This window comes from Streptomyces sp. NPDC048018 (genome assembly GCF_043202995.1).
In the GTDB taxonomy this organism is placed as follows: Bacteria; Actinomycetota; Actinomycetes; order Streptomycetales; family Streptomycetaceae; genus Streptomyces.
Window position 1 is genome coordinate 142,183 of record NZ_JBIDBK010000004.1, and the last position, 14,552, is coordinate 156,734.

Below are 14,552 nucleotides of genomic sequence, written 5' to 3' on the forward strand. Positions count from 1 at the left end.
CTCACCCCGGTCCGCCGTCCAGCATCGGAACCATGCTGTGGTCCGACCCCGAGAACGAGCCGCCCGAGGAACTGCGCGACATGCAGGCGATGGTGCGGCGCGCGGGCGTCGTGCTCGCGGTGGCCATGGTGGTCCTGATGTTCGTCGTCGGCGCACGCTGACGGGCTGAGGACCGGGGCCGGGGTCGATACGCTGCCCCCATGACTGCTGATCGCCGCCGTGTCGTGCTCGCCTCCGCCTCCCCCGCCCGGCTCGGACTGCTCCGACAGGCCGGCCTCGCCCCGGAGGTCATCGTGAGCGGCGTCGACGAGGACAAGATGCACGCCCCGACCCCCGCCGAGCTGGCCCTCGCCCTCGCCGAGGCCAAGGCCGCCCACGTCGCCGCCCGGCCGGAGGCCTTCGGCGCGCTGGTCATCGGCTGCGACTCGGTCCTGGAGCTGGACAAGCAGGCCCTCGGCAAGCCCGCGGACGCCGAGGAGGCCACGGCCCGCTGGAAGGCGATGCGCGGCCGCGTCGGGGTCCTCCAGACGGGCCACTGCGTCTACGACACGGCGGCCAAGCGCTACGAGTCGGCCACCGCGTCGACCGTGGTGCGCTTCGGCGAGCCGACCGACGCCGAGATCGCCGCCTACGTCGCCAGCGGCGAACCGCTCCACGTGGCGGGCGCGTTCACCCTGGACGGACGCTCGGCCCCCTTCATCGAGGGCATCGACGGCGACCCGGGCAACGTCATCGGACTGTCGCTGCCCCTGCTGCGCACCCTGCTCGGCAAGCTCGGGGTCTCGATCACCGACCTCTGGGCCTGAGCTCCGGGTCGAGGCCGCGGCCGGCACCCCCGGCGTCCCGGCCTCAGGCCGCGGCCGGCGCCTCCGGGGCGTCGGCCCGGGTCTCCCCGTACGCCACGAGGGTGAGCACGATCAGCCCGAGGACCACCATCATGAACGCGAAGGCGCCCCAGCCGAGCAGGCCGACCGTCACCGCGCCGAGGATGCCGTGGACCACCGCGCAGCCGATCAGCAGCGCCCGTCCGGCGCGGCCCGGGCGGCGGTCGCGGATCGCCGCGACGAGCGGGACCAGGCCGCACAGGAGCAGCAGGGCGCCGGAGGCGAGCCCGAGGGCCCAGGTGCCGGTGTACATGGCGTCGGGATCGAGCCCGTCGAGGGACATCGACTGCGCCTTCACGAACCGGGCCATGACCGCGTTGATCGCGACGATGCCGGGCGCTTCGAGGAAGAGCACCACGGCCGTCGCGAGTGCTATCGGTCTTCGGGCCACCTCGGCCACCCCCTGGGTACGGCTGTTACCACCGGTACGTACGACAATCCGAAGGCTACTGGCCGGTAAATCCCTGGACAAGGGTTCGGGACGGGAAGGAGAAGCGGCACAGGTCGGCGGCGTGCGGGCAAAGAATCATTGAGCCATTCGTAGGGACTCCACAAAGAAACCCGTTTGGCGACTGGCCGCGCGAACAGAGACCTGCGCCACACCTCGGAGCTACTGTGCCGTAAAGAATCCCTGCGTACCGTGGTGCGACAAGGGATTTCACGGCCCGAGCAAGCCTCGAATCACGCTCCGTGTGGGCAAGCTCACCACTGGGGACGGGTCGAAAGGCCGTGTCGGTAGTCCCTAAACTCAGCTTGTTTCAAGGAGGGAGCCATCGTGCGCAAGGTGCTCATCGCCAACCGTGGCGAAATCGCTGTCCGCGTCGCCCGGGCCTGCCGGGACGCCGGGATCGCCAGCGTAGCCGTCTACGCCGATCCGGACCGGGACGCTCTGCACGTCCGCGCGGCCGACGAGGCGTTCGCCCTGGGCGGTGACACCCCGGCCACCAGCTATCTGGACATGGCCAAGGTGCTCCAGGCCGCCAAGGACTCCGGGGCCGACGCCATCCACCCGGGCTACGGCTTCCTTTCCGAGAACGCCGAGTTCGCGCAGGCGGTGCTGGACGCCGGTCTGACCTGGATCGGCCCGCCGCCGCAGGCCATCCGGGACCTGGGTGACAAGGTCGCCGCCCGGCACATCGCCCAGCGTGCCGGCGCGCCGCTCGTGGCCGGCACCCCCGACCCGGTCTCCGGCGCCGACGAGGTCGTCGCCTTCGCCGAGCAGCACGGCCTGCCGATCGCCATCAAGGCCGCCTTCGGCGGCGGCGGCCGCGGCCTGAAGGTCGCCCGCACCCTCGAAGAGGTCCCCGAGCTCTACGACTCCGCCGTCCGCGAGGCCGTCGCCGCCTTCGGCCGCGGCGAGTGCTTCGTCGAGCGCTACCTCGACCGCCCCCGGCACGTCGAGACCCAGTGCCTGGCCGACAAGCACGGCAACGTGGTCGTCGTCTCCACCCGTGACTGCTCCCTGCAGCGCCGCCACCAGAAGCTGGTCGAGGAGGCCCCGGCCCCCTTCCTCTCCGAGGAGCAGGTCGCGGAGCTGTACCGGGCCTCCAAGGCCATCCTCAAGGAAGCCGCCTACGAGGGCGCCGGCACCTGCGAGTTCCTCGTCGGCCAGGACGGCACCATCTCCTTCCTGGAGGTCAACACCCGCCTCCAGGTGGAGCACCCGGTCACCGAGGAGGTCGCCGGCATCGACCTGGTGCGCGAGATGTTCCGCATCGCCGACGGCGAGGAACTCGGCTACGGCGACCCCGAACTGCGCGGTCACTCCTTCGAGTTCCGCATCAACGGCGAGGACCCCGGCCGCAACTTCCTCCCGGCCCCCGGCACCGTCACCACGTTCCAGGCCCCCTCCGGCCCGGGCGTGCGCCTGGACGCCGGCGTCGAGGCCGGCAGCGTCATCGGTCCCGCCTGGGACTCCCTGCTCGCCAAGCTGATCGTCACCGGCGCCACCCGCGAGCAGGCCCTCCAGCGCGCCGCCCGCGCCCTGGAGGAGTTCCAGGTCGAGGGCATGGCCACCGCCATCCCCTTCCACCGCGTGGTGGTCAAGGACCCGGCGTTCGCCCCCGAGCTGACCGGCAGCACCGACCCGTTCACGGTCCACACCCGCTGGATCGAGACCGAGTTCGTCAACGAGATCAAGCCCTTCGCCCCCGCCGGCGCCGAGGCCGACGAGGACGAGACCGGCCGCGAGACCATCGTGGTCGAGGTCGGCGGCAAGCGTCTGGAAGTCTCCCTGCCCTCGTCCCTGGGCATGACCCTGGCCCGCACCGGCCTCGCCGCCGGCGCCAAGCCGAAGCGCCGCGCCGCCAAGAAGTCGGGCCCGACCGCCTCCGGCGACACCCTCGCCTCCCCGATGCAGGGCACCATCGTCAAGGTCGCCGTCGAGGAGGGCCAGGAGGTCAAGGAGGGCGACCTCATCGTCGTCCTGGAAGCCATGAAGATGGAGCAGCCCCTCAACGCCCACCGCTCCGGCACCGTCAAGGGCCTCACCGCCGAGGTCGGCGCCTCCCTCACCTCCGGCGCCGCGATCTGCGAGATCAAGGACTGAACCCGGCCCCGGAGCACCGGGGTACGGTACGAAGGGCCCGTCGGCGTCACCGCCTGCGGGCCCTTCGCCGCAGGGGACACCGCACGAGGGAGGACGCCGTATGCGCGCCGACGCGCGCCGCAACCACGAGCGACTGCTCGCCGAGGCCCGCGCCGTCTTCGCCGCGCACGGCACGGACGCCTCCCTGGAGGACATCGCGCGCCGCGCCGGGGTCGGCATCGGCACCCTCTACCGGCACTTCCCCAGCCGTGAGGCCCTGCTCGGCGCCGTCTTCCAGGAAGCGCTCGCCGCCCTCCTCGACCGCTCGACGGAACTCTCCGGGGCCTCCGACCCGTGCGCCGCGCTCGTCGCGTGGCTGCGCACGCTGATCGCCCACGCCGGCGAGTACCGGGGGCTGTCCGTGGCGCTCATGTCCGTCTCGTACGGGCGGAGTTCGGCGCTCGCCGAGTGCAGCGAGCCGCTGCGGGCGGCCGGCCTGCGTCTCCTCGGCCGCGCCCAGGAGGCCGGGCGGGTCCGCGCCGACGTGTCGATCACCGACCTGATGAAGCTCACCAACGCCATCGCCCTGGCCGCCGAACGCTCCCCGGAGGAGCCGGAGTTGGCCGACCGGCTGCTGGACCTGACGGTGCGGGGCCTGCGCGCCTGAGGACCGTTCCCTGCGGGTCCGATGCCGGCTCCCCTCCGGCTCCGGACGCGACGCCGCCGCTCTCGGCTCCGGCTCAGCGGCGCCGCAGGTCCGCGACGCGGGCCGCGCGTTCGGGGGCGAGGACCTCGCTCGTGAGGGCGCTGCCCGGGCCGCCGCGGAACTGCCCGCCCGGCATCCGGCCGCGCTGTCCCGGCAGCGGAAGGTCACGGCGCGGGCGGCCGCCCGGGGGGTGCTGCTCGCCCCCGTGTCCACCGGCGCCCGTGCCGGCCACCGCGATCTGCACACCCTGGTCGGCCAGGGCCTGGAGCTCCGTGGCGGCGCGCTCGTCGTGAGCGGGCGGCTCGTCCGTCACCAGGCGGGTGATGACGTCCGTGGGCACCGTCTGGAACATGGTGTCGGTGCCGAGCTTGGTGTGGTCGGCGAGGACCACGACCTCCGCCGCCGCCTGCACCAGCGCCCGGTCCACGCTCGCGGAGAGCATGTTGGACGTGGACAGGCCGCGCTCCGCGGTCAGACCACTGCCGGAGAGGAAGGCGCGGGAGACCCGCAGGCCCTGGAGGGACTGCTCGGCCCCGCTGCCCACCAGAGCGTAGTTGGAGCCGCGCAGGGTGCCGCCGGTCATGACGACCTCGACCCGGTTGGCGTGGGCGAGGGCCTGGGCGACGAGCAGCGAGTTGGTGACGACCGTGAGCCCGGGCACCCGGGCGAGCCGGCGGGCCAGCTCCTGCGTGGTGGTACCCGCGCCGACGACGATGGCCTCGCCCTCTTCGACGAGGCTCGCGGCGACGTCGGCGATGGCCGTCTTCTCGGCGGTCGCGAGATGGGATTTCTGCGGGAAGCCGGATTCCCGGGTGAACCCGCCCGGCAGTACCGCACCGCCGTGCCGGCGGTCGAGGAGTCCTTCTGCCTCCAGGGCCCGTACGTCCCTCCGTACGGTCACTTCTGAGGTCTGGACGACGCGGGCGAGCTCGCGGAGCGACACGGCTCCATTGGCGCGCACCATTTCGAGGATCAACTGGCGACGTTCTGCAGCGAACACGAAACTGACAGTAACGTGACCGGCCGATACTTTTCAGCAGTATGCGCCGAATTGCAGAAGATGCGCACAGGCGGGGCTCCCAAGTGGTATAGGGAACCCCGCCGTTGATCGCTCTATGCCCCGGCTTGCCGGGGGTTGTCCGAGTCGATGAACCGTTCCCGCAGGCGGGGGCGGTGGCCGGTCGGTGACGACCGGAGGGCTCAGGCCTCGCCGGCGGCCTTTCGGGTGTGCAACTGCCGTGCCACTTCCGCGATCGAGCCCGACAGGGAGGGGTACACGGTGAAAGCATTTGCGATCTGTTCGACCGTCAGATTGTTGTCGACCGCGATCGAGATCGGGTGGATCAGCTCGCTCGCGCGCGGGGCGACGACACAGCCGCCGACGACGATCCCGGTGCCCGGGCGGCAGAAGATCTTGACGAAACCGTCCCGGATGCCCTGCATCTTGGCGCGGGGGTTGCGCAGCAGCGGCAGCTTGACGACACGGGCGTCGATCTTGCCGGCGTCGACGTCGGCCTGGGTGTAGCCGACCGTGGCGATCTCGGGGTCGGTGAAGACGTTCGACGACACGGTCTTCAGGTTGAGCGGCGCCACGGCGTCGCCCAGGAAGTGGTACATCGCGATCCTGCCCTGCATCGCGGCGACGGACGCGAGCGCGAAGACGCCGGTGACGTCTCCGGCGGCGTACACGCCGGGGGCGGAGGTGCGGGAGACCTTGTCGGTCCAGATGTGACCGGAGTCCTTCAGGCGGACGCCGGCCTCCTCCAGGCCCATCCCGGCCGTGTTCGGGATCGCGCCGACGGCCATGAGGCAGTGGGTGCCGGAGATGACGCGGCCGTCGGAGAGGGCGACCTCGACGCGGTCGCCGACCCGTTTGGCGGACTCGGCGCGGGAGCGGGCCATGACGTTCATGCCGCGCCGCCGGAAGACGTCCTCGAGCACGGCGGCGGCGTCCGGGTCCTCGCCGGGCAGCACACGGTCGCGGCTGGACACGAGGGTGACCCGGGAGCCGAGCGCCTGGTAGGCGCCGGCGAACTCGGCGCCGGTGACACCGGAACCGACCACGATGAGCTCCTCGGGGAGCTCCTTGAGGTCGTAGACCTGGGTCCAGTTGAGGATCCGCTCGCCGTCCGGCTTGGCGTCGGGCAGCTCGCGCGGGTGGCCGCCGGTCGCGATCAGCACGGCGTCGGCGGTCAGCGTCTCCTCGCTGCCGTCGGCGGCGGTGACGATCACCTGACGGGAGCCGTCCATCGCCTGGCGCCCGTCGAGCCGGCCGCGGCCGCGCAGGACGCGGGCGCCCGCCCGGGTGACGGAGGCGGTGATGTCGTGCGACTGGGCGAGGGCGAGCCGCTTCACACGGCGGTTGACCTTGCCCAGGTCCACCCCGACGACGCGGGCCGCCTGCTCGAGGTGCGGGGTGTCGTCCGCGACGATGATGCCCAGCTCCTCGTAGGAGGAGTCGAAGGTGGTCATCACCTCGGCGGTGGCGATCAGGGTCTTGGAGGGGACGCAGTCGGTCAGGACGGACGCGCCGCCGAGACCGTCGCAGTCGACGACGGTCACCTCCGCGCCGAGTTGGGCGCCCACCAGGGCCGCCTCGTATCCGCCGGGTCCGCCGCCGATGATCACGATCCGGGTCACTGGGATCTACGCCTCGCGCTCTCGTTCTGCCGGGGGGTCCCCCGCTGGGCTGCAGTGCGTACGCCATTGTCCCGCACGCTTCAAGTGCGTGCTCCATTCTCCCGTACGCGCGGCCGGGCCACGCGCCGGGGCCTCACCGGCGGGTCGGTGCGCCCCGCGGGCACCGCCGGAATCCGGCCCGGAGGCCGCCCACCACGCACTTCGCCGACCACCCCGCCCCCTCCCGTACCCTCGACCCCATGTCGCTCTACGCCGCGTACGCCGGCAACCTCGACGCGCGGCTCATGACGCGCCGCGCACCGCACTCCCCGTTGCGCGGCACCGGCTGGCTGAACGGCTGGCGGCTGACCTTCGGCGGGGAGCAGATGGGGTGGGAGGGAGCGCTGGCCACCATCGTGGAGGCGCCGCGTTCCCAGGTCTTCGTCGCGCTGTACGACATCGCGCCCATGGACGAGGACTCCATGGACCGCTGGGAGGGTGTCGGCCTCGACATCTACCGCCGGATGCGGGTCCGGGTGCACACGCTCGACGGCGAGGAGCCGGCCTGGGTGTACGTGCTCAACGCGTACGAGGGCGGTCTGCCGTCCGCCCGCTATCTGGGTGAGGTCGCCGACGCCGCCGAGTCGGCGGGCGCGCCGCACGACTACGTGATGGAACTGCGCAAACGCCCCTGCTGACGGAGCCGACGGGGAACGGTCCGCCGGTCCCTTCGTCGGAAACGACAAGACAACGATCGCAGGTCCGTGCGCGACGTCATCTACGCGCGTAGGGATTCTCGGGCTAGGCTGCTTCGCGTATCAAATCCGTCCGGGGCTCCCCTCGGACCCCCCTCCCCGAGGCGAGAGAGTCAGTGAACGCTACTGCCACCCCGTACGAGGCCGCCGAGGCCGCCGCCGCGCGCCTTCGCGAGCTGACCGGAGTCGACAACCACGACGTCGCCCTGGTCATGGGCTCCGGCTGGGCCCCCGCCGTGGACGCGCTCGGCGCGCCCGAGGCCGAGTTCCCCGTCACCGACCTGCCCGGCTTCCCGCCGCCGGCCGTCGAGGGCCACGGCGGCAAGATCCGCTCGTACAAGATCGGCGAGAAGCGCGCCCTGGTCTTCCTCGGCCGCACCCACTACTACGAGGGCCGTGGCGTCGCCGCCGTCGCGCACGGCGTCCGCACCGCCGTCGCCGCGGGCTGCAAGACGATCGTCCTGACCAACGGCTGCGGCGGCCTCCGCGAGGGCATGCGCCCCGGCCAGCCGGTCCTCATCAGCGACCACCTCAACCTGACGGGCGCCTCGCCGATCGTCGGCGCGAACTTCGTGGACCTCACCGACCTGTACTCGCCGCGGCTGCGCGCGCTGTGCAAGGAGGTCGACGAGACGCTGGAGGAGGGCGTGTACGTCCAGTTCCCCGGCCCGCACTACGAGACCCCGGCCGAGATCAACATGGTCCGGGTCATGGGCGGCGACCTGGTCGGCATGTCCACCGTCCTGGAGGCCATCGCGGCCCGCGAGGCCGGCGCGGAGGTCCTGGGCATCTCCCTGGTGACGAACCTGGCGGCGGGCCTGTCGGGCGAGCCGCTGAACCACGAGGAGGTCCTCCAGGCGGGCCGTGACTCGGCGGCGCGCATGGGCGAACTCCTGACCCGCGTCCTCGACTGCATCTGACCCTCCCGGGCCGACCGCGGCGCGGCACCTCCTCCCGCCCCGCCCCTGGGCGTCTCCGTCCGCCCGCGAACGGAGACGCACGCCCCCGGCGGCGCCCGGTGACGGGCGGGCCGGGACCCTTCGGGGGCCCGGCCCCGCAGACCACGGGCGGACAGGTCCACGCGGCCACGGCGCCGTCCCGGACGGGCCGCGGCTCCCCGGCGCGGCCCGGGGGCGGGCGCGGCCGGCGGAGCGCGACCCGGGGCCCGCGACGCGCGGCCCGCGGCCCGCGGCCCGCGAAGGGACGGGCCCCCGCCGGGAGCGGCGGCCGGGACGTCCCCGGCGACCGGGGTCCGGGAGCGGAGCCCCCGGTTACGGGACGGGGCGGGCCGGGGAGAAGAACAGCCCCGCCCGAAACGCCCGCACGCTGACGCTCCGCCCGCACACACTCCGAAAGGCACACCACCGTGACGCAGGACGACCTCCTCGCCCGGGCCCAGGCGTGGCTCGCCGAGGACCCCGACCCGGAGACCCGTGAGGAGCTCGGCGCGCTCCTCGACCGCGGGGCCACCGACGAGCTCGCCGCCCGTTTCGCCGGCACGCTGCAGTTCGGCACCGCCGGGCTCCGCGGCGAGCTGGGGGCAGGCCCCATGCGCATGAACCGCTCCGTGGTCATCCGCGCCGCCGCCGGCCTCGCCGCGTACCTGAAGGCGAAGGGGCGGTCGGACGGCCTCGTCGTCATCGGCTACGACGCCCGCTACAAGTCCACGGACTTCGCCCGCGACACGGCCGCCGTGATGGTCGGCGCCGGTCTGCGCGCCGCGCTGCTGCCCCGCCCGCTGCCGACGCCCGTCCTGGCGTACGCCATAAGGCATCTGGGCGCCGTCGCCGGCGTCGAGGTGACCGCGAGCCACAACCCGCCGCGCGACAACGGCTACAAGGTCTACCTGGGCGACGGCTCGCAGATCGTCCCGCCCGCCGACGCGGAGATCGCCGCCGAGATCGACGCCGTGCGCGCCCTGACGGACGTGCCGCGCCCGGAGAGCGGCTGGGAGGTGCTGGGCGACGAGGTCCTGGAGGCCTATCTGGCCCGTACCGACGCCGTCCTGTCCCCCGGCTCCCCCCGCACCGTCCGGACCGTCTACACGGCCATGCACGGCGTCGGCAAGGAGGTCCTGACGGCCGCCTTCGCCCGGCACGGCTTCCCGCCCCCGGCGCTCGTCGCCGAGCAGGCGGACCCCGACCCGGCGTTCCCGACCGTCGCGTTCCCCAATCCGGAGGAGCCCGGCGCCATGGACCTCGCCTTCGAGGCGGCCCGTGCCGTGGACCCCGACATCGTGATCGCCAACGACCCGGACGCCGACCGCTGCGCCGTCGCCGTCCCGGACGCCTCCGCCGACGGCGGCTGGCGGATGCTCCGCGGCGACGAGGTGGGCGCGCTGCTCGCCGCGCACCTGGTGCACAAGGGTGCCCGGGGCGTGTTCGCCGAGTCGATCGTGTCGTCCTCGCTGCTCGGCCGCATCGCCGAGGCGGCCGGGGTCGGCCACGAGGAGACCCTCACCGGCTTCAAGTGGATCGCCCGCGTCGAGGGCCTGCGCTACGGCTACGAGGAGGCGCTCGGCTACTGCGTCGACCCCGAGGGCGTCCGCGACAAGGACGGCATCACGGCGGCGCTGCTCGTCGCCGAGCTGGCCTCGGTGCTCAAGGAGCAGGACCGCACCCTGAGCGACCTGCTGGACGACCTCGCGGTGGCCCACGGCCTGCACGCCACGGACCAGCTGTCGGTGCGGGTGGAGGACCTGGGCGTCATTGCGAACGCGATGGCGGCCCTGCGCGAGCGCCCGCCGGTCCGGCTCGCCGGGCTGACGGTCGTCTCGGCGGAGGACCTGACGAAGGGCACGGAGTCGCTGCCCCCGACCGACGGGCTGCGCTACCACCTGGAGGGCGACTACAAGGCCCGCGTGATCGTCCGTCCGAGCGGCACCGAGCCGAAGCTCAAGTGCTACCTGGAGGTCGTGGTCCCGGTCGCCGACGCGAGCGAGCTGGCGACGGCCCGCGCGACGGGCGCCCGGGTCCTCGACGCGATCAAGAAGGACCTGGCGGCGGCCGCCGGTCTCTGACCCGCAGCGGAGCTCCGGGCGCCGGACCGCGGGCGCACCGGCGCACCGCCATCGGACCACCGGAGCGCCTCAGCACCACAGCGCTGGAGCACCGCAGCACCGCAGCACCCGCATCGCCCGGCCCAGCGGGCCCCGCCCCGGGCCGGCGAAGCGGCCGGAGGGCCCGTACGGCATCGTTTCCGTACGGGCCCTCCGGCCTTCCCGTCCGGGTGAATTCGCTACGGCAGGCGCCGTAACGCGCCCTCCGGCCCCGGGCGCGCCGGGCCACGGTGTCCCCCGTGTCCCCCGTGTCGCCGGTGCTCATCCCGCGTCCCTCCGTCCCCGCCGCGCGCAGGTCCGCTCCCCGGCCGGATCCCGGGCTGCTCCGGCGGGCCGCACCCGCCCTCCTCGGCTATCTGCTCGTCCGGCTGCTCGGGCTGCTCGTGCTGGCCCGCTGGGCGCACCTCAAGGGCCACGGGGTGTGGCCGACGATCGCCACCTCGTGGGACTCGGGCTGGTACCTGGGGATCGCCGACCACGGTTACGACCACGAGCTCGGCACCCGTACCAACCACAACAACCTGGCGTTCTTCCCGCTGTACCCGGCCATGATCAAGGCCGTCGCGGCCGTCACCCCGGGCTCCCGCGCCTCGGTCGCCCTGGTCCTGGCCGGGCTCTGTTCGCTGGTCGCCGCCCTGGGGGTCTTCGCCGTGGGCGACCGGCTGCACGGGCGGCGCACGGGCACGGTCCTCGCGGTGCTGTGGGGCGCGTCGCCGGCGGCGGTCGTGCAGTGGATGGGCTACACGGAGTCGCTGTTCACGGCGCTCGCCGCCGGAGCACTGTACGCGGTCCTGAGCGGCCGCTGGGCGTGGGCGGCGGGCCTCGCCGTGGCCGCCGGGCTGACCCGGCCGACGGGGATCGCGGTCGCCGCGGCCGTGTCGGCGGCGGCGCTGCTCGCGGCCCGCCGCGGCGAGCGCGGCGCCCTCGCCGCGGCCGTCGCGGCCCCGGTGGGCTGGCTCGGCTTCGTGGGCTGGGTGGGGCTGCGGCTCGGCCGCTGGGACGGCTACTTCGCCGTCCAGCGGACCTGGGAGAACGAATGGGACGGCGGCGCGGCCACCCTGCGCGTCCTGCGCGACCTCCTGGTCTACTCCCGCCGTCCGCAGCTGTTCCTGGTGGCGGTCTCGGCCGTGCTGGTCCTCTTCGCGGTGCTGTACGTGCTGTCCGTGGCGGACCGTCAGCCGCTGCCGCTCCTGGTCTTCACCGGGGTGCTGCTGCTGGTCGTCCTGGGCAGCGGCGGCGTGTACTTCCCGCGTGCCCGATTCCTCGTACCGGGCTTCCCGCTGCTGCTCCCCGTGGCCCTGGCCGTGGCCCGCGCGCGGGTCCCGGCCGCGGCCGTGGTGCTGGCCGGCGCGGCGCTGTCCTCGGCATGGCTGGGCGGCTACATGCTGCTGGTGTGGCCGGGGCCGCCGTGAGGCCCTCCGGGGGCCCTGTCACAGAACCGTGCCGAACAGGGACGAGGTTGTGACGATCGGCCGGATGTCCGGCGGGAGCGGCGGGTTCTAACCTCGGGAGGTTGACGCGTGAACCAAGAGTGACGTCGAGGGGGACACGTGCGTGACACACGATCAGCAGGGGTCCGGAGAATCGGCGGCAGGCGGCTGACGGCGACCGCGCTCGCCGTGGCCACGGCCGTCGCCACGCTCGCACCGCTGTCCGGGGGGACGGCGGTCGCGGCGGAGGCACCCACGGCGCAGGCGCCGCTGACGATCGCGCCGGAGCATTCGCCGAGCCCCGGCAGGCTGCGCTTCGCCGGCGCCACGGGCTTCCTGCACGAGGACTCCCGCGGCTTCGCCTGGGTGCCGTACGCGGGCGGCCCGGCCACCCGTTTCGGCCCCGAGGGCGCGTACGCGCTGCACGGCGGCGGTGGTGACGTCATCGCGCGCGAGTACGCCGACCGGGTCGTCCTCCAGGACGGGCCCACCGGCCCCGAGCGGACCGTGACGATCCCGCAGCGGCAGTACTTCGCGAGCGTCCAGGGCGGCAGGGTCGTGACCAACGGCGAGGACAGGGCCGTCCACATCCTGTCGGTCGAGAACGGCGTGCAGAAGGACGTCAAGGTGCTCGCCCCGGCGGGCACGGCCTGGATCTCGACGGTCTCGGAGCATCGCGGTCGGCAGGGCAACGGGCAGGGCTTCTTCGTCGCCTACTCGCTGAACGGCACGACCCGCCTCGGCTGGGTCCGCCTGGCCGACGCGGCGCTCCGGCCCACCGCGATCCCGCACGACATCACCGGCTACGCCCCCTTCGCCAACGGGACGCGGGCCTTCACCTGGGACGCCGGGAGCAAGCGGCTGAGCGTCTGGGACCTGGCCGGCGAGCTCTCCGCACCCGTGGCGCAGATCCCGCTGCCCGAGGCCCCCGTGGACGGCGCGGCCCTGGTGGGCCAGGACTTCCTGACGCGGTCGAAGAGCCAGGACGGCGACGCCCCGTACACGCTGTACCCGCTCGCGGGCGGCGCTCCCCGGCCGGCCTTCGACGCGGCCGAGGTCGTCCCCACCCCGGACGGCGGCGCCCTCGCCACGATCACGGGCGCGGACGGCAGGCCCGCGGTCCACACCGTCCGCCTCCCCGAGGACGGTGCGGCGCCGGTCCTCACCGAGGTGTACGACGCCCCCGACAGAGTCGCCCAGACCCGGCGGCTCGCCGTCGCCCAGGGCGAGCTGCACGCGGTCGAACACTCCGGCCTCGACGACCTCTACGGCCGGGTGACCAGCCGCAGGCTCACCCTGAGCGGCGAGCTCGCCGCAGGCCCCACGACCGACCGCGGATACGAGCACGAGAGCCCGACCCCGGGCCACTGCCGCACGGTCTGCTCTCCCGTGACCCCCAGCGGCGACGGGCGGCTGGTCTTCTCCGCGTATCCCGGCAACCTGCACTGGATCGCCGACGGCCAGGACATGGACAGCAACCACTGGACCCGGGCCGAGCCCGCCTGGTCCAGCGGCTACCCGGTCTCGGGCCGCTGGACGGCGTACCGGACCGCCCCGAACACGAGTACGCCCGCCGCGAACGAGGTCTACGACCTCGACACGGACAAGGTCGTGTTCCGCCGCGACCTCGGCAGCCGGCAGACCGCACTGGACGGCGCCACCCTCTGGGCCGAGTCGACCGCCACCGGCACCGTGGACGCGATCGACGTGCGCACCGGCACGGCGACGCGCACGGTGAAGCTGGCCGGCTGCGACCTCACCGGCCTCCAGGTCGTGGGCTCCTTCGCGTACTGGAAGTGCGCGGCCGGCTCCGGCGTGAAGGACCTCGGCACCCTCGCGGACATCTCCCTGCCCGCGCACACCGCCGCACTGCTCGGCGACGGCTACGTCGCCCACGAGAAGGGCGGGACGGTCTCCGTCACCCCGCTGCGCGGCGGCGGCGCGACCCGCGCGGTCGGCACGGTGGCCGACTCCCGGCCGGACTACGGCTGGACCGTCGACCGCTTCGGCGGCCACGTGGCCCTGGTGGACGCGGACCAGAACATCCACGTCGTGCCGACCGGAGTCGCCGCCTCGCCGCTGCGTCTCCTGGACGCCGAGGAGACCACCACCGTGGACCGCAGGGCGGCGAAGCCGGTGTGGGCCGCGAAGTGGTGGCTGAGCAAGCCCGCCGCCTCCTGGCGGATCGACGTGCGGGACAGCGCGGGCACGGTGGTGCGCTCCCTCGACGGCGGCGAGGCCCGCGGGCTCGTGCAGCCGGACTGGGACGGGAAGGACGCGGCGGGGAACGCGCTGCCGGACGGGCTGTACGACTGGACCCTGACGGCCGCCCCGGCGGACGGGGTGGGCCCGGCGCTCACCCGGACCGGCGACGTGGCCCTCGTGCGCGGGCAGTCCACGCTCGCCACCGGGCGGTACGAGCCCCTCACCCCGACCCGCCTGATGGACACCCGCTCCGGCACCGGCGTCCCCAAGGCGAAGATCGGCGCCGACCGGACCGTCTCCCTGACGGTGGCGGGCAGGGGCGGCGTCCCCGCCGAGGGCGTGACCGCGGTCGTCCTCAACGTCACCGC

The 14,552-nt window shown here is 73.8% G+C and carries 12 protein-coding genes; 9 read left to right on the forward strand and 3 right to left on the reverse strand.

Translation table 11 applies throughout. The annotated features are described in order from the left end of the window. Positions 1-32 precede the first annotated feature (32 nt). Together mmpB and ACGF1Z_RS16515 are read left to right on the forward strand one after the other, a co-directional pair. Positions 33-161, forward strand: coding sequence for a morphogenic membrane protein MmpB (gene mmpB, locus ACGF1Z_RS16510; RefSeq protein ID WP_376637983.1), 129 nt, complete (start codon positions 33-35; stop codon positions 159-161). A gap of 39 nt (positions 162-200) precedes the next feature. Continuing rightward, the gene (locus ACGF1Z_RS16515; protein ID WP_393004464.1) at positions 201-806 is read left to right on the forward strand and encodes a nucleoside triphosphate pyrophosphatase; all 606 of its coding nucleotides are present in this window, start codon (positions 201-203) and stop codon (positions 804-806) included. Positions 807-849: 43 nt separating this feature from the next. On the opposite strand, the gene ACGF1Z_RS16520 is transcribed toward ACGF1Z_RS16515, so the two are convergent. Beyond that, entirely contained in the window at positions 850-1,275 is a 426-nt protein-coding gene (locus ACGF1Z_RS16520; protein ID WP_393004466.1) for a hypothetical protein, read from the reverse strand. A 384-nt stretch (positions 1,276-1,659) separates the two neighbouring features. On the opposite strand from ACGF1Z_RS16520, the gene ACGF1Z_RS16525 reads away from it, so the two are divergent. Both ACGF1Z_RS16525 and ACGF1Z_RS16530 read left to right on the forward strand, forming a co-directional pair. Continuing rightward, positions 1,660-3,432, forward strand: a complete 1,773-nt coding sequence (locus ACGF1Z_RS16525; protein WP_393004468.1) for an acetyl/propionyl/methylcrotonyl-CoA carboxylase subunit alpha — start codon at positions 1,660-1,662, stop codon at positions 3,430-3,432. Positions 3,433-3,532: 100 nt separating this feature from the next. Further along, on the forward strand, positions 3,533-4,078 hold the full coding sequence (locus tag ACGF1Z_RS16530) for a TetR/AcrR family transcriptional regulator (protein WP_393004470.1): 546 nt from the start codon (positions 3,533-3,535) through the stop codon (positions 4,076-4,078). Between the two features lie 73 nt (positions 4,079-4,151). On the opposite strand, the gene ACGF1Z_RS16535 is transcribed toward ACGF1Z_RS16530, so the two are convergent. Together ACGF1Z_RS16535 and ACGF1Z_RS16540 are read right to left on the reverse strand one after the other, a co-directional pair. Further along, positions 4,152-5,081: a DeoR/GlpR family DNA-binding transcription regulator gene (locus ACGF1Z_RS16535; RefSeq protein ID WP_393005622.1), complete on the reverse strand. Its 930-nt coding sequence runs from the start codon at positions 5,079-5,081 to the stop codon at positions 4,152-4,154. A 236-nt stretch (positions 5,082-5,317) separates the two neighbouring features. Further along, positions 5,318-6,757, reverse strand: coding sequence for an NAD(P)H-quinone dehydrogenase (locus tag ACGF1Z_RS16540; RefSeq protein ID WP_393004472.1), 1,440 nt, complete (start codon positions 6,755-6,757; stop codon positions 5,318-5,320). Between the two features lie 239 nt (positions 6,758-6,996). Here ACGF1Z_RS16540 and ACGF1Z_RS16545 point away from each other — a divergent pair, with 239 nt between their 5' ends. The 5 genes from ACGF1Z_RS16545 to ACGF1Z_RS16565 all read left to right on the forward strand — a co-directional run. Continuing rightward, entirely contained in the window at positions 6,997-7,434 is a 438-nt protein-coding gene (locus tag ACGF1Z_RS16545) for a gamma-glutamylcyclotransferase (protein ID WP_365337899.1), read from the forward strand. 173 nt (positions 7,435-7,607) lie between these two features. Then, entirely contained in the window at positions 7,608-8,411 is an 804-nt protein-coding gene (locus ACGF1Z_RS16550; protein WP_393004474.1) for a purine-nucleoside phosphorylase, read from the forward strand. Positions 8,412-8,857: 446 nt separating this feature from the next. Continuing rightward, the gene (locus ACGF1Z_RS16555) at positions 8,858-10,510 is read left to right on the forward strand and encodes a phospho-sugar mutase (RefSeq protein WP_393004476.1); all 1,653 of its coding nucleotides are present in this window, start codon (positions 8,858-8,860) and stop codon (positions 10,508-10,510) included. Between the two features lie 287 nt (positions 10,511-10,797). Continuing rightward, positions 10,798-11,961, forward strand: a complete 1,164-nt coding sequence (locus tag ACGF1Z_RS16560; protein WP_393005623.1) for a mannosyltransferase family protein — start codon at positions 10,798-10,800, stop codon at positions 11,959-11,961. Positions 11,962-12,099: 138 nt separating this feature from the next. After that, positions 12,100-14,552: FlgD immunoglobulin-like domain containing protein (locus tag ACGF1Z_RS16565; protein ID WP_393004478.1), on the forward strand; the 2,453-nt coding region annotated here is incomplete at its 3' end.